This is a genomic window from Nocardioides daeguensis, assembly GCF_019192965.1.
GTDB classification, from domain to species: Bacteria; Actinomycetota; Actinomycetes; order Propionibacteriales; family Nocardioidaceae; genus Nocardioides; species Nocardioides daeguensis.
Window position 1 is genome coordinate 49,710 of sequence record NZ_JAHTKU010000012.1, and the last position, 21,351, is coordinate 71,060.

Consider the following 21,351-nt stretch of genomic DNA (forward strand, 5'->3'; position numbering starts at 1 on the left):
GCATCACCAGACCTGTCAGGGGGAGAGCACGTGCCGCGCATCTTCGGGACCGACGGGGTCCGTGGGCTGGCCAACGCCAAGCTGACCGCCGAGCTGGCGCTCGACCTCGGCAGCGCCGCGGCTCGCGTGCTCGTCGAGCACGGCGGCTACAGCCGCCCGCGGCCGCTGGCCGTCGTGGGCCGGGACACCCGGATCTCCGGGCAGTTCCTCGAGCACGCGGTCGTCGCGGGGCTGGCCTCCGCCGGGGTCGACGTGCTGCGCCTGCGGGTGCTGCCGACTCCCGGCGTCGCCTACTTCACCGACGCCCTCGGCGCCGACGTCGGCGTCGTCATCAGCGCCTCCCACAACCCGATGCCCGACAACGGCATCAAGTTCCTGGCCCGCGGTGGTCTCAAGCTCGACGACGCCCTCGAGCGCGAGATCGAGGCGCTGCTCGGCCAGGACTGGGACCGGCCGACCGGTGCGGCGGTGGGCCGCGTGACGCCGTACGGCCCCACGGTCAAGGAGTACGTCGACCACCTGGTCCGCACCCTCGACTCGCCGACCGGCAAGCCGCTGGCCGGGCTCAAGCTGGTCCTCGACTGCGCCCACGGCGCGGCGAGCGAGGTCGGGCCCCGGGCGCTGAGCGCGGCCGGTGCCGAGGTCGTCACCATCGGCGCCTCGCCCGACGGCCTCAACATCAACGAGGGCTGCGGCTCCACCCATCTCGGGGTGCTGCAGAAGGCGGTCCTCGAGCACGGCGCCGATGCCGGCTTCGCGGTCGACGGCGACGCCGACCGCTGCCTGGCCGTCGACCACACCGGCGAGGTCGTCGACGGCGACCAGATCATGGGCATCCTCGCCCTCGCGCTGCGCGAGTCCGGCGGCCTGGTCGACGACACTCTCGTCGCCACCGTGATGAGCAACCTCGGGCTCCTGCAGGCGATGGAGCAGGCCGGCATCAAGGTGGTCCAGACCGCCGTGGGCGACCGCTACGTCCTCGACGAGATGCGCCGCGGTGGCTTCAGCCTCGGCGGTGAGCAGTCCGGCCACGTCATCATGCGCGAGCACGCGACCACCGGCGACGGCATCCTCACCGCGCTCCACCTCGCCCGCCGGATGGCCACCACGGGCCGCTCCCTGCGCGACCTGGCCGGTGTGATGAACCGCCTCCCGCAGGTGCTCGTCAACGTCGCCGGCGTCGACCGCACCCGCACCGACGACCCCACCCTGCTCGAGGCCGTCGCCCGCGCCGAGGAGGAGCTCGGCTCGACGGGCCGGGTGCTGCTGCGCCCCTCCGGCACCGAGCCCCTGGTCCGGGTCATGGTCGAGGCACCCACCGCCGAGCAGGCCGAGGGCGTCGCCCAGCGGCTCGCCGACGTCGTCCGGGAGCGGCTCGCGCTCTGACCGCCGGCGCCCAGCTCGCTTGTAACTAAGGGTTACAGCGCGATTTCCGGTGCCGCAGCGCCCTGGGAGTAGCACCAGCACCGAGGTAGTCGCCCGTTTGGGCGGTACGGCCGACGGTGCACCGCGACAGTCGGCGCCGAAGCCCGAGCACTCATCCACCCGGGCGTTGTGGCTACTGCCCGGGTGCTCTGGCGGCGAAAATGCGTACGTAACACGTAGTTACAAGGGGTCGGCGGCGCTCGCCCCCGACGCACTGGCAAGGTGTCACCATGAGCGCCCCCTCGCTGGCGATCGACGGGCTCACCAAGCAGTTCGGTGCGGTCCGCGCGGTCGACGACCTCACGTTCACCGTGCGCCCCGGCGCGGTCACCGCCTTCCTCGGCCCCAACGGCGCGGGGAAGACGACCACGCTGCGGATGCTGCTCGGCCTGACCCGGCCCAGTGCCGGCCGGGCGCTGGTCGGCGACCGGGAGTACGCCGCACATCCGCGCCCGGGCCGCGTCGTCGGGGCCGCGCTGGAGGCGTCGAGCTTCCACCCGGGACGCACCGGCCTGGCCCACCTCGAGGTGTTCGCGCCGCAGGTCGGCGTGTCCCGGACCCGCTGCCGTCAGGTCCTCGAGGCCGTCGGGCTCGACCACGCCGCCAAGCAGCGGGTCGGTCGCTACTCCCTCGGCATGCGCCAGCGGCTGGCCCTGGCCACCGCCCTGCTGGCCGACCCGCCGGTCGTCGTCCTCGACGAGCCGACCAACGGGCTCGACCCGGAGGGCATCGTCTGGATCCGGCGGCTGCTGCGCCAGTTCGCCGCAGAGGGCCGCACCGTGCTGGTCTCCAGCCACCTGCTGCGCGAGGTCGAGGCCAGCGTCGACGAGGTGGTGATCATCGTGCAGGGCCGGCTGCGGCACGCCTCCTCGCTGGCCGAGCTCCGCGCCCACGCCACCCCCGCGACGTACGTCGCCGGACCCCGGCCCGACGCGCTCGCCGCGCTGGCCGTGGACCGCGGCTGGGCCACCACCGCCGACGGCGACGGGATCGTCGTCGACCGGGTCAGTGCCGCCGAGGTCGGCGCGGCCGCGTACGCGGCCGGCATCGAGCTGCACGAGCTGGTCCGCCGCGACGTCGACCTGGAGGCGCTCTTCTTCGAGCTCACCCGGCCGGAGGCAGGTCGATGAGGGCCGCGCTGCTGGCGGAGTACCGCAAGCTCGTCTCCACCCGGATCTGGTGGCTGCTGCTGCTCGTCATGCTCGGCTACCTGGTCTTCATCGGCGCCGCCGTGGCGGCCTCCCTCGTCTTCGTGCCCGAGGGCACCCAGTCCCCGCTCGTGGGCAAGGACGCCGCGCAGGCGACGTACTCGCTGGTGAACGGCGTCGGCTACGTCTTCCCGCTGGTCATCGGCAGCCTCGCGATGACCACCGAGTTCCGGCACAAGACGATCACCCAGAGCCTGCTCGTCGAGCCGAACCGCACCCGGTTCCTGCTGGCCAAGCTGCTGTCCGTGGTGCCGATCGGCCTGGTGGCCGGGGTCGTCGGCCAGGCCGCGACCGTGGCCGGCGGTGCCCCGCTGCTCGCTGCGAAGGGGGACGGCAGCTTCCTCGGCGACGCCGACGTGGTCGCCGGCCTGCTGTACGGCGTGGTCGTCGTCGCGCTGTGGGCGGTCATGGGCGTCGCGTTCGGCACCCTGGTGTCCAACCAGGTCGCCGCGATCGTCGTCATCCTGGCCTTCACCCAGTTCGTCGAGCCGATCCTGCGGATCGGGCTGTCCCAGGTCGACGCGCTCGCCGGCGCCGCGGCCTACCTGCCCGGCGGTGCGGCCGACTCGCTGATCGGCGCGTCCTTCCTCGGCACGGCCGGCTCGGTCGACCTGCTCCCGCGCTGGGCGGCCGCGCTCGTGCTCGTGGGGTACGCCGCGGGGTTCGCGGTCCTCGGGCGGCTGACGACGCTGCGTCGCGACATCGGCTGACCCTGGCTCGGGACGCCGCAGGGGCGCGGGCCGGTCAGATCTTGCGCAGGCGCACGTACTGCACCGCGTGGTTCGCGGCCTTGCGCAGCACCAGGGTCGCCCGGGACCGGGTCGGCAGCACGTTCTCGGCCAGGTTCGGCCCGTTGATCGAGTCCCAGATCCGGCGCGCCTCGTCGACGGCGGAGTCGTGGCTGAGGGCGGCGTACCGGGCGAAGTAGGAGTTGGGGTCGCGGAAGGCGGTCTCGCGCAGCTGGAGGAAGCGGTCGACGTACCACTCCCGGATGTGGTTGGTGTTGGCGTCGACGAAGATGGAGAAGTCGAAGAAGTCCGACAGGCCCAGGCCGGTGCGGCCGTCCTCGCGGACCCGGGCGGGCTGGAGGACGTTGAGGCCCTCGACGATGACGATGTCGGGCCGCTTCACGACGACCTTGTCGTCGGGCACGACGTCGTAGACGAGGTGGGAGTAGACCGGCGCCTCGACCTCGTCGATGCCGGACTTGATGTCGATCACGAACTTCAGCAGCTTGCGCCGGTCGTAGGACTCCGGGAAGCCCTTGCGCTGGAGCAGGCCGCGCGCCTCGAGCTCGGCGTTCGGGTAGAGGAAGCCGTCGGTCGTCACCAGTGCGACGTTGGGGTGCTCGGGCCAGCGGGCGAGCATCTGCTGCAGCACCCGCGCGGCGGTCGACTTCCCGACCGCCACCGAGCCGGCGAGGCCGATCACGAACGGCGTGCGCGGGGGAGTGCGACGGTGCAGGAACTGCTCCTGCTCGTGGTGCAGCCGGGTCGCGGCGTTGACCCGCAGCGACAGCAGTCGCGAGAGGGGCAGGTAGACGTCGCGGATCTCGTCGAGGTCCAGCGAGTCGCCCATGCCGCGCAGCCGGACGACCTCGTCGCTGCTGAGCGGGGTGCCCTGCTGTTGCCACTCGTGGGCCAGGTCGGCCCAGGTCGCGCGGTCCAGCTCGACGTACGGCGAGGCCTCCCGCGGCGAGTCCTCGCCGTGGTGGGTGTCCGCGGGGATGCCCGTCGTCATGGCGCCGATTGTTCCAGCCGGGTGCGGGGCCGGATCAGGCGCGTCCCCGATCCGGACCCGGCAGCGCCTAGACTGGCCGATCATGTGCGGGATCGTCGGGTACGTCGGGCCACGGTCGGCCGAGGACGCGGTCATCGACGGCCTGCGACGACTGGAGTACCGCGGCTACGACTCGGCGGGCATCGCGGTCGTCCACGACGGCGTCCTGACCGTCGAGAAGCGGGCCGGCAAGCTGGCCAACCTCGAGAAGGTGCTCGGCGAGACGCCGATCCCGCTCGCGGAGGTCGGCATCGGGCACACCCGCTGGGCGACCCACGGTCCGCCCAACGACGTCAACGCCCACCCGCACACCGGCGCCGAGCGTCGGGTGGCGCTCGTGCACAACGGCATCATCGAGAACTTCCTCGAGCTGCGGGCCCGGCTCGAGGCCGACGACCACGAGCTGCTGTCCGACACCGACACCGAGATCGTCGCGCAGCTCCTCGAGCTCCAGGTCCAGTCGGGCGAGGACCTCGCCACCGCGATGCAGCGCGTGTGCCAGACCCTCGACGGTGCGTTCACGCTGGTCGCGATCGACGCCGCCGAGCCGGGCAAGGTCGTCGCCGCCCGGCGCAACTCGCCCCTGGTCGTCGGGCTGGGGGACGGCGAGAACTTCCTCGGCTCCGACGTCGCCGCCTTCATCGAGCACACCCGGGACGCGCTCGAGCTGGGCCAGGACCAGATCGTCGTGATGACCCGCGACGCGGTCGAGGTCACCGACTTCTGGGGCCGCCCGGTCCAGGCGCGCCGCTTCCACGTCGACTGGGACCTGTCGGCGGCCGAGAAGGACGGCCACGACTGGTTCATGCGCAAGGAGATCCTCGAGCAGCCGCGGGCCGTGGCCGACTCGCTGATCGGGCGTCGTACGCCGTCGGGGCAACTGCAGCTCGACGAGATGCGCCTGGCCGACGAGGAGCTGCGCGACGTCGACAAGATCATCATCATCGCCTGCGGGACCTCGTTCTACGCCGGCATGGTCGCGAAGTACGCCATCGAGCACTGGACCCGGACGCCGGTCGAGGTCGAGCTGGCCTCCGAGTTCCGCTACCGCGACCCGATCATCGACGCGACCACCCTGATCGTCGCGATCAGCCAGTCCGGCGAGACCGCCGACACCCTGCAGGCGATCCGTCACGCGCGCAGCCAGCGCGCGAAGGTGCTGGCGATCTGCAACACCAATGGCTCCTCGATCCCGCGCGAGTCCGACGCGGTGATCTACACCCACGCCGGCCCGGAGATCGGCGTGGCGTCCACCAAGGGGTTCTTGACCCAGCTGGTCGCCTGCTACCTGCTGGCGCTCTACATCGCGCAGGTCAAGGGCACCCGGTTCGGCGACGAGATCGACGAGATCATGCGCCACCTCGAGGCGATGCCCGACCACATCGAGACCGTCCTCGGCACGGCCGAGCAGGTCTACGGCCTCGCCGCCGAGCACGCCTCGACCCGCTCGGTGCTGTTCCTCGGCCGTCACGCCGGCTACCCGGTCGCGCTCGAGGGCGCGCTCAAGCTCAAGGAGCTGGCCTACCTCCACGCCGAGGGCTTCGCCGCGGGCGAGCTCAAGCACGGCCCGATCGCGCTGGTCGAGGACGGCCTGCCCGTCCTGTGCGTCGTGCCGCCCAAGGGCCGCGACCAGCTCCACGGCAAGATGCTCAGCGGCATCCAGGAGGTCCGCGCGCGCGGTGCTCGCACCATCTGCCTGGCCGAGGAGGGCGACGACTCCATCGAGCCGTACGCCGACGCGCTGATCCGGCTGCCCAAGGTGCCCGTGCTGCTGCAGCCGCTCGTCTCGATCGTGCCGCTGCAGCTGTTCGCGTGCGAGCTGGCGACCGTGCTCGGCCACGACGTCGACCAGCCGCGCAACCTCGCCAAGTCCGTCACGGTGGAGTGACGGGGGCGAGGGGTGCCTGTCGTCGGCGTCGGCATCGACGTGTGCGAGATCGCTCGCTTCGCGGAGTCCTGCCGTCGTACCCCGGCACTGGTGACCAAGCTGTTCACCGAGGCCGAGCGTGACCTGCACGTCCAGTCGCTGGCCGCCCGGTTCGCCGCGAAGGAGGCGCTCGCCAAGGCGCTGGGCGCTCCGCGCGGGATGTCGTGGCACGACGCCGAGGTGGTCGTGGAGGACTCCGGCCGCCCGCGGTTCGTGCTCCGGGGGACGGTCCTCGCCGAGGCCGACGCGCTCGGCGTCACCTCGGTCCACCTGTCCTTGACCCACGACGGCGGCATCGCCTCGGCCGTGGTCGTCCTGGAGTCGTCGTGATCCGGGCCCACACCGTCGAGCAGGTCCGAGCCGCGGAGGACGACCTGCTCGCCCGGCTGCCCGAGGGGGCGCTGATGCAGCGCGCCGCCGCGGGCCTGGGGTACGCCGTCCTCGACCTCCTCGGCTCCGCCTACGGCCGCCGGGTGCTGCTGCTCGTCGGGTCCGGCGACAACGGCGGCGACGCCCTGTACGCCGGCGTCCTGCTCGCGCGTCGCGGCGTACAGGTCGAGGCGTGGCTGCTCTCCGACACCGCGCACTCCGGTGGGGTCGCGGCGTTGCGGGCCGCCGGTGGCCGGGTCGTCCCCGCCCCGGGCGCCGAGGCGGACGCGCAGCGACCGTCCCGGGACCGCTTCGACCTCGTCGTCGACGGGATCGTCGGCATCGGCGGCCGCCCCGGCCTGCGGCCCGAGGCGGTCGCGGCCCTCGCGCGCGTCGCCGGCACCCCGGTCGTGGCCGTGGACACCCCCTCCGGTGTCGACGTCGACACCGGCCGGGTCGACGGCCCGCACGTCACCGCCGACCTCACGGGCACCAGCGGGCCCCCCAACGGCGGCCCCCACCAAGACCCCGCGGCCCGGGCCTGCGGCGCGGTCCAGCTCGTCGACATCGGCCTGGGGTTTCGAGGCTCGCAAGCTCGCACCTCAACCACCGAGTTCTCCGGTCCGATCGAGGCCCTCCAGGCCGCCGACGTCGCCGCACTGCTACCCCGTCCGGCACCCGACGCCCACAAGTACACCCGCGGCGTCGTCGGTGTGCGCGCCGGCTCGGCCGCCTATCCCGGCGCCGCCCTGCTCAGCGTGGCCGGCGCCGCGAGCGGGCTCGCCGGCATGGTGCGCTACGACGGCGACCCGGCGGCGGCCGACCTGGTCCGTGCCGCCCACCCGGAGGTCGTCGGTCCCGGCCGGGTGCAGGCGTGGGTGGTCGGGTCAGGCAGCGACGCGGGTGCCGAGGACGCCGTACGCCGCTCGGTGGCCGACGGCGTCCCGATGGTCGTCGACGCCGACGCGCTCGCCTTCGCCGGCACGACCCGGGGCCGCCCGGCCGTCCTGACGCCCCACGCCGGCGAGCTGGCCCGGATGCTCGACGTCGAGCGTGCCGACGTCGAGGCCCGCTGGCTCGAGCACGCCCGCCTCGCCGCCCGGCGGTACGACGCCGTGGTGCTGCTCAAGGGGCGGCACAGCGTCGTCGCCCGACCGGACGGGCGGGCGCGGGTCACGACGACCGGCACCCCGTGGCTCGCGACGGCCGGTGCCGGCGACGTCCTCGGCGGCCTGGTCGGCGCCCTCCTCGCCGCCGGCCTGGACCCGTTCGACGCCGCGTCGGTCGGCTCCTGGCTGCACGGCGCCGCCGCGACGCTGGCCGCCCAGCGCGGCCCGATCGTCGCGGGCGACGTGGCGGCGGCCCTCCCGGCGGTGGTCGCCGCGCTGGTGGGACCATAGACGACATGGATCGCCCGTCCCTCGGCCCGGCCGGGATCGTCGTCGACCTGGCGGCGGTCCGGGCCAACGCGCGGCTGCTGCGCGCCACGGCCGGGGTCCCGCTGATCGCGGTCGTCAAGGCCGACGCCTACGGCCACGGGATGGTCGCCTGCGCCGGGGCCGCCCAGGAGGGCGGCGCCGCGTGGCTGGCGACGGCGACCGTCGAGGAGGCGCTCGCGTTGCGGGCCGCCGGCGTCGCCGGGCCGGTGCTGTGCTGGCTCAACGGGCCCGCCAGCGACTTCGCCGCTGCCGCGGCGGCCGGCATCGACCTCACCGCCCACAGCGTGGCCGACCTCGATGCCATGGCCGCCGCCTTCGCCGGCCGCACGACCCCCGCGCGGGTCCAGCTCAAGGTCGACACCGGCCTGTCCCGCAACGGTGTGCCGCGCGCGGCCTGGGCCGACGTCTTCGCCCGCGCCCGGGCCGGCGAGGAGGCGGGGACCTGGCGGATCACCGGTGTGTGGTCCCACTTCGCCTGCTCCGACGAGCCCGACCACCCGGCGAACGACCGGCAGGAGCAGGCCTTCCGCGACGCGCTGGCGCTCGCCGAGGAGCACGGCCTGCGTCCCGAGCTGCGCCACCTCGCCAGCTCCGCCGCCGCGATCCTGCGCCCGTCGTCCCGCTTCGACGCGGTCCGGTGCGGCATCGCGCTCTACGGCCTCGACCCGGCGCCGGGGGAGGCCACCGACATCGGGCTGCTGCCCGCGATGACCGTCACCGCGCCGCTGCTCGCGGTCAAGGACCTCGTCCCCGGCGACGCCGTGTCCTACGGCCAGCACTGGGTGGCCGAGCAGACGACCACCGTGGGCCTGGTCCCGGTCGGGTACGGCGAGGGCATCCCGCGCAGCGCCAGCCGGCCCGGCGCCCCTGACGCCGCCGCCACGGTCGGCATCGACGGCAAGCGCCGTCCCATCCGCGGCACCGTGTGCATGGACCAGGTGGTCGTCGACCTCGGGGGAGACCGGCCGCCGCTGGGCAGCGAGGTCGTCGTCTTCGGCCCGGCCGGTGCCGGAGGCCCCACGGCCCAGGACTGGGCCGAGGCCTGCGGCACCATCAACTACGAGATCGTCACCAGGATCGGGGGCCGGATGTCCCGCAGGTACGTGGATTCCGAGATCGACGGGGTGCGCGGATGAGCCGCCGCAACCGGCTGGTCGGCTCGCTCGCCGGCGCCCTCGGCGTCGCGGCCGGTACGGCGGCCGTCGGGATCCTGCGGCGGGAGCGGGCGATCAGCCGGCGGGCCGGCGACGACATCCCGTTCGGATCGCTGCGCTCGACGCCGGTGACCGTGGTCGCCGACGACGGGCTGCCGCTCCACGTCGAGGTCGACGAGGTCGAGCCGGCCGCCGCGGGTGGTGCGGTCGAGCGGCTGCTGCGGCGCACGAAGGGTGATCCGCCGCCGGTCACCGTGGTGTTCGTGCACGGGTTCTGCCTCAACCTCGACTGCTGGCACTTCCAGCGCGCGGCCTACCGCGGCCTGGTCCGCACCGTCTACTACGACCAGCGCTCCCACGGTCGTTCGGGCCACTCGGACCGGGCCCACGCCAACATCGACCAGCTCGGCCGCGACCTCCACCGGGTGCTGGAGGAGGTCGTCCCGGACGGCCCGGTGGTGCTCGTCGGGCACTCGATGGGCGGCATGTCGATCGTCGCCTTCGCCGAGCAGTTCCCCGAGCTGATCGGCACCCGGGTCGTCGGCGTCGGCCTGATCGCCACCACGGCGGGCGGACTCGACCCGAGCCGGATGCTGCTGCCGATGCTGCCGGCACGCCTGGCCGGGCCGCTGGCGAGCCGCGCGATGCGGACCCTGCACCTGGGCCACCGCGCCGTCGACTCGCTGCGTCGGGCCGGCAGCGCCGTCGCGACGGTCGCCACGGACCGGTTCGCGTTCGGCGGCGACGTGCCGCGCGGGTACGTCGAGTTCGTCGACGAGATGCTCGCCGCCACCCCGTTCGAGGTGGTCGCCGACTTCTTCCCGCACTTCGCGGGTCTCGACAAGTTCGACTTCGTCGAGGTGCTCGGACGGGTGCCGACCTCGGTCATCTGCGGGACCGACGACCGGCTGACGTCGATCGGGCACGCCCGCAAGCTGCAGTCCCGGATCCCCGGGTCGCGGCTGCTCGAGTGCGAGGACGCCGGGCACATGGTGACGATGGAGCGCCACGAGCTGGTCAACGCCGAGCTCGACCAGCTGATCACTGCCGCCTCCGCGAGGGCAGCGACCCGATGACCCTGGAGACGAGGCGCGTCGGTCCCGAGGCCGCCGCGGAGGTGCTGGCCGTCGTGAAGGCCGCGTTCGCGGACCGACCGGTCCTCGACCCCCCGGCCGACGCCCTGGCCGAGACCGAGGACTCCATCGCCGCGATGCTGGCGCTGAGCGGCGGGCTGCTGGTCCTCGACGAGGGCCGTCCCGTCGGCGCCCTGGTCCTCGACCCGGTCGACGACGACGTCTACCTGCGGCGCGTGAGCGTCGACCCGGGCGCGCAGGGGCACGGCATCGCCCACCGCCTGGTCCGTGCCGCGCTGCTGGAGACCGCCCGCGCCGGCGCCCGCCGGGTCCGCCTGCTGGCCCGTCAGGAGCTGCCGCGCACGATCGGCTTCTGGCGCGACCTCGGCTTCATCGAGACCGGCCGCCACGCGCCGTACGTCGAGATGGCCCGGCCCGCCCCGGTGGTCGTCGACGTGCCGGGCGCCGACGACATGCGCGACCTCGGCCGCCGCATCGCCGGCCGCCTCGCCGGCGGGGACGTGCTCGTACTCAGCGGCGAGCTCGGCGCCGGGAAGACCACCTTCACCCAGGGCCTCGGCGAGGGACTGGGTGTCCGCGGCGGGATCACCTCCCCGACGTTCGTCATCTCGCGGGTGCACCCGTCGCTCGGCGACGGTCCCGCGCTGGTCCACGTCGACGCCTACCGTCTCGGTGGGCAGGCGGAGCTCGACGACCTCGACCTCGACACCGACCTCGACGAGGCGGTCACCGTCGTGGAGTGGGGCACCGGGATCGCCGAGGGCCTGTCCGAGGCCCGGCTCGAGGTGCGGATCACCCGCGCCACCGGGCAGGCCGATGACGGCGAGGCCGACCGCGCGGTCGACCCCGAGGCCGACCCCCGGGTCGTCGAGCTCGACGGCATCGGCGCCCGCTGGCTCGACACGGACCTCCGACCGATCGACTGAGCCCACCCGGGACCATGTCCCGGGTGCGGTGGTCCTCGTGGGGCAGCGAGGTCGGTCCGCGCTCCCGTGTCGTCGGGCCCCTGGCGATTCCTACGGTGAAAGCCGAAGGAAAAAGTCTTGGGGGGAACGAAGATGCGCTCACTGCGAATGCTCCTGGTCACCGTGCTGGTGATCTTCGGGATCGGACTCGTGGACGGTCCGGCCGGCGCCGACAGCGGCACCGCGCCCGCGCTCGACCGGCCGTCGCTGCGCCAGGGCGCAGGCAAGGCCGTGGTGTTCAAGGGCCGGGCCAAGCCGCGCCAGGTCGTCAAGCTGCAGGCCCGCGGGCCGTCGTACTGGACGACGGTCGGCAAGGACCGCGCCTCCCGCAAGGGCGCCTTCCGGATCACTGCCCCCTACCCCGACCAGCCGCTGACCTTCCGCGTCGTGGCCGGCGGCAAGGTGAGCAAGACCCGCCGGATCGTGCCCGCCGCGTCGCCCCAGCCGAAGCAGCCCGCGCCGAGCGACGCCTGCGGCGTGCAGCCCGAGCGGCCCGGCGGCGGCTACTACGCGTGCACCTTCCGCGACGACTTCGACGGCACCACGCTCGACCGGAGCAAGTGGATGGTGCAGGAGTCGTCGTTCAGCGGCATGGTCGGCGGCAGCATGGGGTGCTACGTCGACAACGACCGCACGGTCGGCGTCTCCTCCGGCCTGCTGCGGCTGACCTCGACGATCCTGCCCGAGCAGTTCCTGTGCAAGAGCCCGTACGGCTCGTGGATGACCAACGCCGAGGTGTCCACCGTCGCCACCCGGTCGAAGTTCGTCCAGGTGTACGGCCGGTTCGAGGCCAGGATCAAGATGCCGGCCGAGGCCGGCATCCCCGGCTCCCACTCGGCGTTCTGGCTCTACCCGCAGGAGCAGACCTACGGCCGGTGGCCGGCGTCGGGTGAGGTCGACATCGCCGAGTGGTTCAGCGGCCTGTCGGGCAACGTGTTCCCGTCGGTGCACTACGCCGGCGAGAACACCGCCCTGAGCTCGGGCTACAACTGCAAGATGCCGACCTCGTCGACGGCCTTCCACACCTACGCCGTGGAGTGGACGCCCACCGTGATGAAGTTCTACTACGACGGTGCGCTGTGCTACTCCCACTCGTGGACGCCCACCGGCCAGACGGCGCCGCAGCCCTTCGACCAGCCCTTCTACATCGTCCTCACCCAGGTGTGGGGCGCGCTGTGGAACACCCGCACGGACGCGATGGCCGACACCTCCACGCTGCTCGTCGACTACGTGAAGGCCTGGCAGTGAAGGCCTGGCAGTAGCCGCAGCCCCGACCGGTAGCCTCCAAGGGTGCTGCTCGCCTTCGACACCGCGTCCTCGACGGTCACCGTCGCGCTCCACGACGGCACCGAGGTCGTCGCCGTGGCGACCTCCGCCCAGGGGATGAAGCACGGCGAGCAGCTCGCCCCGCTGATCGAGCAGGTGCTGGCCGAGGCCGGCGCGCAGCCCGGCGACCTCACCGGCATCGCCGTCGGGGTCGGCCCCGGCCCGTTCACGGGCCTGCGGGTCGGGCTGGTCACCGCCCGCACCATGGCCCACGTGCTCGCCGTCCCCGTCCACGGCGTGTGCTCCCTCGACGCGCTCGCCCTCGAGGCCGTCGAGACCGGGGCCGTCGCCGGCCCGTTCGTGGTCGCCTCGGACGCGCGGCGCAAGGAGGTCTACCTCGCGTCGTACGACGCCCGGGGGGTGCGGCTCGACGAGCCGGTCGTCGACAAGCCGGCCGTGCTCGCCACCAGCGGCCCGGTGGTGGGGGAGGGCGCCCGGCTCTACCCGGAGGCGTTCCCCGACGCCCGTGGACCCGAGCGACCCGACGCGGCCTGGCTGGCGCGCGGTGTGGTGGCCGGCCGGTTCACGATCCTCGGCTCCGAGCCGCTCTACCTCCGGCGCCCCGACGCGGTGGCGTCCGTGCGATGAGCCACCCCACCGTCCGACCCGCGGCGGCCGCAGACGTGGCGGCGATCGTCGCCCTCGAGGCCGCGTCCTTCCCGCTGGACCCGTGGTCGGAGAACCTGGTCGGCGAGGGTGTCTCGGGCAGCCTGCCGACCGTGACCTACCTCGTGGCCGAGCGCGACGGGGCGTTCGCGGGCCACGCGGTGCTCAGCGTCGTCGACGTCGACGCCGAGCTGCAGCGGATCGCGGTCCCCGAGGAGCTGCGTCGCACCGGCGTCGCCACGGCCCTGCTGGCCGCCGTCCGGGCCGTCGCCGCTGCCGGCGGTGCCGGACGAGTGCTGCTCGAGGTCCGCGAGGACAACACCGCCGCCCGCCGGTTCTACGAGCGGCACGGGTTCGCCGAGCTCGGGCGGCGCCCGCGCTACTACCGCGACGGCACCGACGCACTGGTGCTCGCCTCACCCGTCACAATGGTCCCGTGACGACCCGCGACGAACCCCTGGTCCTCGGCATCGAGACCTCGTGCGACGAGACCGGCGTGGGCATCGTGCGCGGCCACACCCTGCTCGCCGACGCCGTCGCGAGCAGCGTCGAGGAGCACGCGCGGTTCGGGGGCGTCGTCCCCGAGGTCGCGAGCCGGGCGCACCTGGAGGCGATGGTCCCGACCATCCAGCGCGCCTGCGACACGGCCGGCGTGGCGCTGGCCGACGTCGACGCGATCGCGGTGACCCACGGCCCCGGTCTCGCCGGGGCGCTGCTGGTCGGCGTCGCGGCCGCCAAGGCGCTCGCGCTCTCGCTCGGCAAGCCGATCTACGGCGTCAACCACCTCGCCGCGCACGTCGCGGTCGACCAGCTCGAGCACGGCCCGCTGCCCGAGCCGTGCCTCGCGCTGCTCGTCTCCGGCGGACACTCCAGCCTGCTCAAGGTCACCGACATCACCGGCGCCGACGGCGGCATCGACCCGATGGGAGCGACCATCGACGACGCGGCCGGCGAGGCCTTCGACAAGGTCGCCCGGCTGCTGGGCCTCCCGTTCCCCGGCGGCCCCCACATCGACAAGGCGGCCCGCGAGGGCAACCAGGTCGCGATCGACTTCCCGCGCGGCCTGAGCACCCGCCGTGACCTGGAGCGGCACCGCTTCGACTTCTCCTTCTCCGGCCTCAAGACCGCCGTCGCCCGCTGGGTCGAGGCGCGGGAGCGCTCGGGCGAGCCGGTGCCGGTCGCCGACGTCGCGGCCTCCTTCCAGGAGGCCGTGTGCGACGTCCTGGTCCGCAAGGCCCTCGACGCCGCCGGCTCGGCGGGCATCGAGGACCTGATGATCGGCGGCGGTGTGGCCGCCAACTCCCGGCTGCGCGCCCTCGCCGAGGAACGCGCCTCCCGGCTCGGCATCCGGGTCCGGGTCCCGCGCCCCGGCCTGTGCACCGACAACGGCGCCATGGTGGCCGCCCTCGGCTCGACGATGGTCGCGCGTGGGCGCACGCCGTCCCCGCTCGACCTGCCGGCCGACTCGAGCCTGCCGGTCACCGAGGTGCTCGCGGGCTGAGCGCTCCCGGGCTCAGAAGGGCTCGACGAGCAGCGCCGTACCCTCGCCGAGGACGCGGGTCAGCACGATGGTCGCCTCGGCGTCGCCGCTCAGCGACAGCCGTCTGCGCAGCGCCTCGGGGGAGACGTCGACGCCGCGCTTCTTGATGGTCAGCCGGCCGATGCCGCGCTCGCGCAGCGCCGCCTTGAGCTGCTTCTCGCGGTAGGGGAGGGTCTCGAGGACCCGGTAGCTGCGCGCGAACGGCGTGCGGAACGGCTGGTCGGCGGTGACGTAGGCGATCTTCGGGTCGACCAGGCCGCCGTCGACGCCGGCCGCCACCGCGGTCACCAGACCGGCCCGGATCACCGCGCCGTCGGGCTCGTAGAGGTAGTCGCCGACCGCGCGGACCCCGACCGCACCGGCACCCGGGTCCTCCTCGTCGGTGATCGTCGCCAGGCCGCCCACACCGATCACGGTCGCGCGCCGGGCCACGGTGGCGGTCCGGCCCGCCCACAGCGCGGCCTCCTTGACCTCACCGTCGTCGCTGACCCACTCGGCCTCGACGGCGTCGGGCACCAGGGCGTGGGGGATGCCGGGGGCGACCTTCACGCAGGCATCGCGGGCGAGCAGGCCCTCGACCCAGCTCCACGGCGGCGTCCAGTCCTCGACCCGGAAGGACCGGCCCGCGCCCGAGCGCCGGGCCGGGTCGGCGAAGGCCAGGTCGAAGCCGCTGTGGTCGATGGTCGTGGCGTCGGCGACCTGGACGGCGCCGGGCAGGCCGAGCGCGGCCAGGTTGGCCTCCGCGACCGCGACCCGCACCGGCTCGAGGTCGACGCCCGCGCACACGATCCCCGCCGAGGCGGCGGCGATCAGGTCGCCGCCGATGCCACAGCCGAGGTCGATCAGGGTCCGCGCCCCGAATGCTGCCGCGCGGCCGGCCCGGTGCCGGGCGACCCGCAGCCGGGTGGCCTGTTCCAGGGCGTCGGGGGTGAAGTACATCCGCGGCGCCAGGTCAGCGAACTTCGCGACCGCGCGTGCGCGCAGCTCCACCTGGGTGAGGGCCGTCGCCGCACGCTCCGGGGTCGTCGTACGACGCAGGGCGGAGCCGGCGGCCAACGGGGCCGTGCCCGCGGCGACCAGGGCGGTGGCCTCGGCGAGCAGCGCCTGCCCCTCGTCGGTCAGCAGCCACCGGAAGTCGTCGAGGTCCACCCCCTGATCCTGTCAGGTCGGCCCCGGCCGGGCTCAGCGGGCGGAGACCAGCTCGTGCTCCGGCTCGTCGCCGTGCTTCTCGTCGCCGTGGCCGGGCCACCACGCCGCGTGGCCGATCAGCGCGGTCAGGGCGGGCGTGAAGAACATCGCCATCACGAACGCCGCGACGCAGATGCCGAACGCGATGGCGAAGCCCATCGAGGTCATGAACGAGTTGCCCGCGAGCATCAGCGAGGCGAACGTGCCCGCCAGGATCAGGCCGGCCGCGGCGATGGTCGGACCGCCGTGGTGGACCGCCTTCGCGGCCGCCTCGCGTGGCGTCAGGCCCTCCCGTGCCTCTTCGCGCAGCCGCGCCACCATCAAGATGTTGTAGTCGGTGCCGAGCGCGACCACGAACAGGTAGATGTAGATCGGCAGGATGAAGATCAGCCCGTCCGCGCCGCCGATGAGCTCGAACACGATCGTCGTGGCGCCCAGGGTCGCCGTGAACCCGAGGCCGACCGAGACCATGAGGTACCACGGCGCGACCAGCGAGCGGAGCAGCAGCGCCAGGATGATCAGGATGATCGCCGCCGCCACCGGGAAGACGACCTTGTAGTCGCGGTTCATCGCCGCCTGGAAGTCGACGAAGACCGCGGTCAGCCCGCCGACGTACGCCGAGGTGCCCTCGGGGGCGGCGCTCTCCGCCGCCGGGCGCAGGCCCTCGCGCACGTCCTCGAGCGCGGCGTCCGAGGACGGGTCGTGCTCGAGCGTGGTCATGAAGATCGCCGTCCTGCCGTCGGGCGCCGCGACCGGGTCGGCCACCTCGGCGACCCCGTCGGCGGCGGCCAGGGCGTCCTTGAACGCGGCGAAGGAGGTCGGGGTGAGGGCGTCGTCGGAGTGCAGCACGACGGGCGCGGGCTGGGTCGCGCCGGCGGAGAACCCGCCCTTCTCCAGGGTCTCGGACGCCTGGGCCGACTCGATGTTCTTCGCCGAGCTGGACGAACCGATGTCGAAGGTCGGCGTGAAGCCGAGCGCGAACACCGAGAGGATGAGCAGGGTGCCGCCCGAGACCACTGCGTAGCGGACCGGGTTGCGGCCCACGGCGTTGCCGATCCGCTCGAACCGGGCGCCCTTCGAGGCGACCCGCCACTTCTTCGACGGCCAGAAGAAGGCCCGCCCGACCACGGTGGCGAACGCGGGGATCAGCGTCAGCGCCGCGACGACCGACACCGCGACCGCGATGGCGAGGGACGGGCCGATCGAACGGAACATGCCGAGCGTGGAGAGGAGCAGCGCCAGGAAGGCGGCCACCACGGCGCCCCCGGCGGAGGCGATGGCCTCGCCGGCCCGCTCGATGGCGTGCGCGACCGCGGCGTGGTGCTCCTCGCCCTCACGCAGCCGCTCGCGGTAGCGGAACACGAAGAACAGCACGTAGTCGGTGCCGACGCCGAACAGGACCACGATCAGGATCACGGTCGTCGACGGGTCCTTCTGGAGGCCGAAGACCTGGGAGGCGATGTCGATCAGGCCGGTCGCCATCGGCGTCATGAAGAAGATGACGGCGATCAGCGGCAGCAAGGTGATGAGCACGCTGCGGAAGATGATGCTGAGCAGCAGCACGATGAGCACGACGGTCGCCAGGCCGACGATGGCCTCGGCGTTGCCGCTGGACTCGATCTGGTCGTAGCTCTCGGGCAGCGATCCGGTCGTCTGCGCGCGCAGCCCGGTGTCGGCGGTGGCCTTCGCCAGCTCCTCGCGCAGGTCCTTGACCTGGTCGATCTCCTTCTCGTCCTGACCGGTGACGCCCTCCGCCAGGGCGAGGTTGGAGATGGCGACCTCGTTGGTCGGCGAGACGAGCGGCTCCCCGGCGGACGTAAACACCTTCGGCAGGTCCAGGCCCTGCATGATCGAGTCGATCTTCGTGACGTCGGCGGGCTCGAGCGGCTCCCCGTCGGTGCGGTCGAAGACGACGGTGGCGCCGGAGTCGGTCTGGTCCGGGAAGGCGTCGGCCATCAGCGTGGCCGCCTTGATCGAGTCGTAGGAGTCGGGCAGGAAGTCCGCCTGGTCGGTGGTGGCCTCCACCTGCGGGTGGAAGAGCACCACGAGGACGGTCGCGACCAGCCAGGCCGCGATGACGTACCAGGGTCGACGGGACACGAGACGGCCGAGGGCACCGAACATGACCCGAACGCTATCCGCGGGCAGGGGGCCACGGTCAACCGACTTTGGTAGGACTCCACCAGCATCGTCGGCAGGGGGCCTCTGGCACTCCCTTGCGGAGAGTGCTAGTTTCGTTGTTGGCACTCTCGCCGCGAGTGTGCCAACGCAGGGTCACCCTGCAGGACACGCCCAGACAGTCTTAGAAAGTGGAGGTCGACATCGTGTCGGTCAACATCAAGCCGCTCGAGGACCGGATCGTCGTCAAGCCCCTCGAGGCCGAGCAGACCACCGCCTCGGGTCTGGTCATCCCCGACACCGCCAAGGAGAAGCCCCAGGAGGGCGAGGTCCTGGCCATCGGCCCCGGCCGCATCGACGACAACGGCAACCGCGTCCCGCTCGACGTCGCCGTGGGTGACAAGGTCATCTACAGCAAGTACGGCGGCACCGAGGTCAAGTACGCCGGCCAGGAGTACCTCATCCTCTCGGCCCGCGACGTCCTCGCCGTCGTTTCCTGATTTTCTCTCGAGTCGTGCAGGTGGGAGTGACCTCCGGGTCGCCCCCACCGGCACGACTCGTTCACGTTGAGGAGTAGCAATGCCCAAGATCCTGGAGTTCGACGAGAACGCCCGGCGCGCCCTCGAGCGTGGCGTCGACGCCCTCGCCAACACCGTCAAGGTGACGCTCGGCCCGAAGGGCCGCTATGTCGTGCTCGACAAGAAGTGGGGCGCGCCGACCATCACCAACGACGGCGTGACCGTCGCGCGCGAGGTCGAGCTGGACGACCCGTTCGAGAACCTCGGTGCCCAGCTCACCAAGGAGGTCGCGACCAAGACCAACGACGTCGCCGGTGACGGTACGACGACCGCGACCGTGCTCGCCCAGGCCCTGGTCCACGAGGGCCTGCGCGCCGTCGCGGCGGGTGTGAACCCGATGGGCCTCAAGCGCGGCATGGACGCCGCTGCCGCGGCTGTCGGCGACGCGCTGCGCGAGGCCGCGCGCGACGTCGACGACGAGAAGGACATCGCCTCCGTGGCGACCGTCTCCTCGCGCGACAGCCACATCGGCGAGCTGCTCGCCGAGGCGTTTGGCAAGGTCGGCAAGGACGGTGTCATCACCGTCGAGGAGTCCAACACCCCCTCGACCGAGCTCGAGTTCACCGAGGGCATGCAGTTCGACAAGGGCTACATCTCGGCGTACTTCGTCACCGACGCGGAGCGCCAGGAGGCCGTCCTCGACGACCCGTACATCCTCATCCACCAGGGCAAGATCAGCGCGATCGCCGACCTGCTGCCCCTGCTGGAGAAGGTCATCCAGGCCGGCAAGCCGCTGTTCATCCTCGCCGAGGACGTCGAGGGCGAGGCGCTCTCGACCCTGGTCGTCAACAAGATCCGCGGCACGTTCAACGCTGTCGCGGTCAAGGCCCCGGCCTTCGGCGACCGCCGCAAGGCGATGCTGCAGGACATCGCGGTGCTCACCGGCGGCCAGGTCATCTCGCCCGAGGTCGGCCTCAAGCTCGACCAGGTCGGCCTGGACGTGCTCGGCCAGGCGCGTCGCATCGTGATCACCAAGGACGACACCACGATCATCGACGGAGCGGGCGCCGAGTCCGACGTCACGGGTCGCGTGGAGCAGATCAAGAAGGAGATCGAGGCCTCCGACTCCGACTGGGACACCGAGAAGCTGCAGGAGCGGCTGGCCAAGCTCGCCGGCGGCGTCGTGGTGATCAAGGTCGGCGCGCACACCGAGGTCGAGCTCAAGGAGAAGAAGCACCGGATCGAGGACGCCGTCTCCGCGACGCGTGCCGCGATCGAGGAGGGCATCGTCCCCGGTGGTGGCTCCGCCCTGGTCCACGCCGTGTCGGTCCTCGAGGGCGACCTCGGCCTGAGCGGTGACGAGGCGTTCGGCGTCCGGATCGTCCGCAAGGCGGCCGAGGAGCCGCTGCGCTGGATCGCCGAGAACGGTGGCGAGAACGGTTACGTCATCACCAACAAGGTGCGCGAGCTCGGCGTCGGCAACGGCTACAACGCCGCGACCGGCGAGTACGGCGACCTCCTGGCCCAGGGCGTCATCGACCCGGTCAAGGTGACCCGCTCGGCCCTGGCCAACGCGGTCTCCGTCGCGGGCATGCTCCTCACGACCGAGGTGCTGGTCGTCGACAAGCCCGAGGACGAGGAGCCCGAGGCGGCCGGTCACGGCCACGGCCACGGTCACGGCCACTGAGCCTCGCTTGAACGGGTCCGGCCCGTCGCACCCCAGGGTGCGGCGGGCCGTTGCGTTCCGCGATCCCGCCCCGGCCTGCCCCCAGCCGAAACACGGATGATCGCTCCCGGTGACCTTCCTCCGGCATAGTGGGGACATGTTGTGGCGCGTACGAGCCGGGCTGCCCGACCGCCCCGGGGCCCTGGCCGAGCTGGCGGCGGCCTGCGGCCGGTCCGGGGTCAACATCCAGACCGTCCAGGTCTTCCCCGAGGGCGGGTCGGTGACCGACGAGCTGGTGCTGCAGGTGCCGCAGGACTGGACGCCCGCGCAGCTGCGCGCGCTGGTCACCGCGGCCGGCGGCGAGGCGGTCTCGGCGCTCCCCGTGACGACGGCGGCGCTCGAGGACCAGCCGACCCGCTACGTCCAGGCGGTGCGCGCGATCGTCGCTCAGCCGGCGTCCTTCCCCGACGTGGTGGCGCACCTGTTCGATGCCGACACCGCCCCGAGCGACGGCACGGAGGACGTGCTGGAGATGACCATCGGTGGCTCGACCACGATCCAGGTCCGCCGCGACACGCCCTTCACCTCGGTCGAGCGGGCTCGCGCGACGGCACTGACCGAGCTGCTGGCCCAGGTCCTCGACGCGCAGGCCCCGCCGGTGCCGCCGCAGCAGCCGGGGACGACGGATCCGGACTTCGTGACCACCGGCGCCGTCGTGTCCGCGCTGGCGGGCGGGAAGGTGACCGGCCGTGCGGAGTTCACGCCCGGCGAGGGCGAGGAGCCCTGGCCGGTGGACCTGTGGGTCGACCCCGCCTGGCACCGCCGTGGCGTCGGTACCCGGCTGCTCGCCGACGTCGCCCGCGCGGCGCGGTCGGCGGGCGCGGACGAGATCGTGCTGACCGCGCCGTCGGACTCCAAGGCGGTGCTGCCGATGGTGCTCGCGGCGGGGATGCGCGGTCGGATCCGGATGGCCGGCGACGTGCTCACCGTCCGGATCGCGCTCGGCGACCTGCGGGTCTGAGCGGCCGG

19 protein-coding genes are annotated in these 21,351 nt (G+C 73.1%); 16 read left to right on the top strand and 3 right to left on the bottom strand.

All coding sequences use genetic code 11. The features are described from left to right. The first annotated feature begins 30 nt into the window (after positions 1 to 30). From glmM to KU893_RS11125, 3 genes are all read left to right on the top strand, one after another. A complete protein-coding gene (gene glmM / locus KU893_RS11115; protein ID WP_218234428.1) occupies positions 31 to 1,386 on the top strand; it encodes a phosphoglucosamine mutase in 1,356 nt (451 codons plus the stop codon). 269 nt (positions 1,387 to 1,655) lie between these two features. Then, complete coding sequence (locus KU893_RS11120) at positions 1,656 to 2,555, top strand: ABC transporter ATP-binding protein (protein WP_218234429.1); 900 nt, start codon at positions 1,656 to 1,658, stop codon at positions 2,553 to 2,555. Continuing rightward, positions 2,552 to 3,343 (top strand): ABC transporter permease, encoded by a 792-nt coding sequence (locus KU893_RS11125; RefSeq protein ID WP_218234430.1) that lies wholly within the window; start codon positions 2,552 to 2,554, stop codon positions 3,341 to 3,343. The genes KU893_RS11120 and KU893_RS11125 overlap by 4 nt, the downstream gene beginning before the upstream one ends. 34 nt (positions 3,344 to 3,377) lie before the next feature. Here KU893_RS11125 and coaA read toward each other — a convergent pair whose 3' ends face one another. Next, positions 3,378 to 4,373 (bottom strand): type I pantothenate kinase, encoded by a 996-nt coding sequence (gene coaA / locus KU893_RS11130; RefSeq protein WP_218234431.1) that lies wholly within the window; start codon positions 4,371 to 4,373, stop codon positions 3,378 to 3,380. Positions 4,374 to 4,455: 82 nt separating this feature from the next. On the opposite strand from coaA, the gene glmS reads away from it, so the two are divergent. The 10 genes from glmS to tsaD all read left to right on the top strand — a co-directional run bounded on the left by glmS (position 4,456) and on the right by tsaD (position 14,793). Beyond that, a complete protein-coding gene (gene glmS / locus KU893_RS11135; RefSeq protein ID WP_218234432.1) occupies positions 4,456 to 6,300 on the top strand; it encodes a glutamine--fructose-6-phosphate transaminase (isomerizing) in 1,845 nt (614 codons plus the stop codon). A gap of 12 nt (positions 6,301 to 6,312) precedes the next feature. Then, on the top strand, positions 6,313 to 6,669 hold the full coding sequence (locus KU893_RS11140; protein ID WP_218234433.1) for a holo-ACP synthase: 357 nt from the start codon (positions 6,313 to 6,315) through the stop codon (positions 6,667 to 6,669). Next, complete coding sequence (locus tag KU893_RS11145; protein WP_218234434.1) at positions 6,666 to 8,108, top strand: NAD(P)H-hydrate dehydratase; 1,443 nt, start codon at positions 6,666 to 6,668, stop codon at positions 8,106 to 8,108. Before KU893_RS11140 ends, KU893_RS11145 begins: the two co-directional genes overlap by 4 nt. Before the next feature lie 5 nt (positions 8,109 to 8,113). Then, positions 8,114 to 9,283: an alanine racemase gene (gene alr / locus KU893_RS11150; protein WP_218234435.1), complete on the top strand. Its 1,170-nt coding sequence runs from the start codon at positions 8,114 to 8,116 to the stop codon at positions 9,281 to 9,283. Beyond that, positions 9,280 to 10,377, top strand: a complete 1,098-nt coding sequence (locus KU893_RS11155; protein ID WP_218234436.1) for an alpha/beta fold hydrolase — start codon at positions 9,280 to 9,282, stop codon at positions 10,375 to 10,377. The genes alr and KU893_RS11155 overlap by 4 nt, the downstream gene beginning before the upstream one ends. Further along, positions 10,374 to 11,321: a tRNA (adenosine(37)-N6)-threonylcarbamoyltransferase complex ATPase subunit type 1 TsaE gene (gene tsaE / locus KU893_RS11160; protein ID WP_218234437.1), complete on the top strand. Its 948-nt coding sequence runs from the start codon at positions 10,374 to 10,376 to the stop codon at positions 11,319 to 11,321. Before KU893_RS11155 ends, tsaE begins: the two co-directional genes overlap by 4 nt. Before the next feature lie 132 nt (positions 11,322 to 11,453). Then, positions 11,454 to 12,608: a glycoside hydrolase family 16 protein gene (locus KU893_RS11165; protein ID WP_218234438.1), complete on the top strand. Its 1,155-nt coding sequence runs from the start codon at positions 11,454 to 11,456 to the stop codon at positions 12,606 to 12,608. Between the two features lie 42 nt (positions 12,609 to 12,650). Next, positions 12,651 to 13,274, top strand: coding sequence for a tRNA (adenosine(37)-N6)-threonylcarbamoyltransferase complex dimerization subunit type 1 TsaB (gene tsaB / locus KU893_RS11170; RefSeq protein WP_218234439.1), 624 nt, complete (start codon positions 12,651 to 12,653; stop codon positions 13,272 to 13,274). Further along, complete coding sequence (rimI, locus tag KU893_RS11175) at positions 13,271 to 13,732, top strand: ribosomal protein S18-alanine N-acetyltransferase (RefSeq protein WP_218234440.1); 462 nt, start codon at positions 13,271 to 13,273, stop codon at positions 13,730 to 13,732. The genes tsaB and rimI overlap by 4 nt, the downstream gene beginning before the upstream one ends. Further along, positions 13,729 to 14,793: a tRNA (adenosine(37)-N6)-threonylcarbamoyltransferase complex transferase subunit TsaD gene (tsaD, locus tag KU893_RS11180; protein WP_218234441.1), complete on the top strand. Its 1,065-nt coding sequence runs from the start codon at positions 13,729 to 13,731 to the stop codon at positions 14,791 to 14,793. The genes rimI and tsaD overlap by 4 nt, the downstream gene beginning before the upstream one ends. 12 nt (positions 14,794 to 14,805) lie before the next feature. On the opposite strand, the gene KU893_RS11185 is transcribed toward tsaD, so the two are convergent. Beyond that, complete coding sequence (locus KU893_RS11185; protein WP_218234442.1) at positions 14,806 to 15,981, bottom strand: class I SAM-dependent methyltransferase; 1,176 nt, start codon at positions 15,979 to 15,981, stop codon at positions 14,806 to 14,808. Positions 15,982 to 16,014: 33 nt separating this feature from the next. Beyond that, positions 16,015 to 18,144, bottom strand: a complete 2,130-nt coding sequence (locus KU893_RS11190) for an MMPL family transporter (protein WP_218234443.1) — start codon at positions 18,142 to 18,144, stop codon at positions 16,015 to 16,017. 200 nt (positions 18,145 to 18,344) lie between these two features. Between KU893_RS11190 and groES the strand changes: the two genes are divergently transcribed. The 3 genes from groES to KU893_RS11205 all read left to right on the top strand — a co-directional run bounded on the left by groES (position 18,345) and on the right by KU893_RS11205 (position 21,343). Continuing rightward, on the top strand, positions 18,345 to 18,638 hold the full coding sequence (groES, locus tag KU893_RS11195) for a co-chaperone GroES (RefSeq protein ID WP_218234520.1): 294 nt from the start codon (positions 18,345 to 18,347) through the stop codon (positions 18,636 to 18,638). 79 nt (positions 18,639 to 18,717) lie between these two features. Then, the gene (gene groL, locus KU893_RS11200) at positions 18,718 to 20,343 is read left to right on the top strand and encodes a chaperonin GroEL (RefSeq protein ID WP_218234444.1); all 1,626 of its coding nucleotides are present in this window, start codon (positions 18,718 to 18,720) and stop codon (positions 20,341 to 20,343) included. A 136-nt stretch (positions 20,344 to 20,479) separates the two neighbouring features. After that, entirely contained in the window at positions 20,480 to 21,343 is an 864-nt protein-coding gene (locus KU893_RS11205; protein WP_218234445.1) for a GNAT family N-acetyltransferase, read from the top strand. Positions 21,344 to 21,351 lie beyond the last annotated feature (8 nt).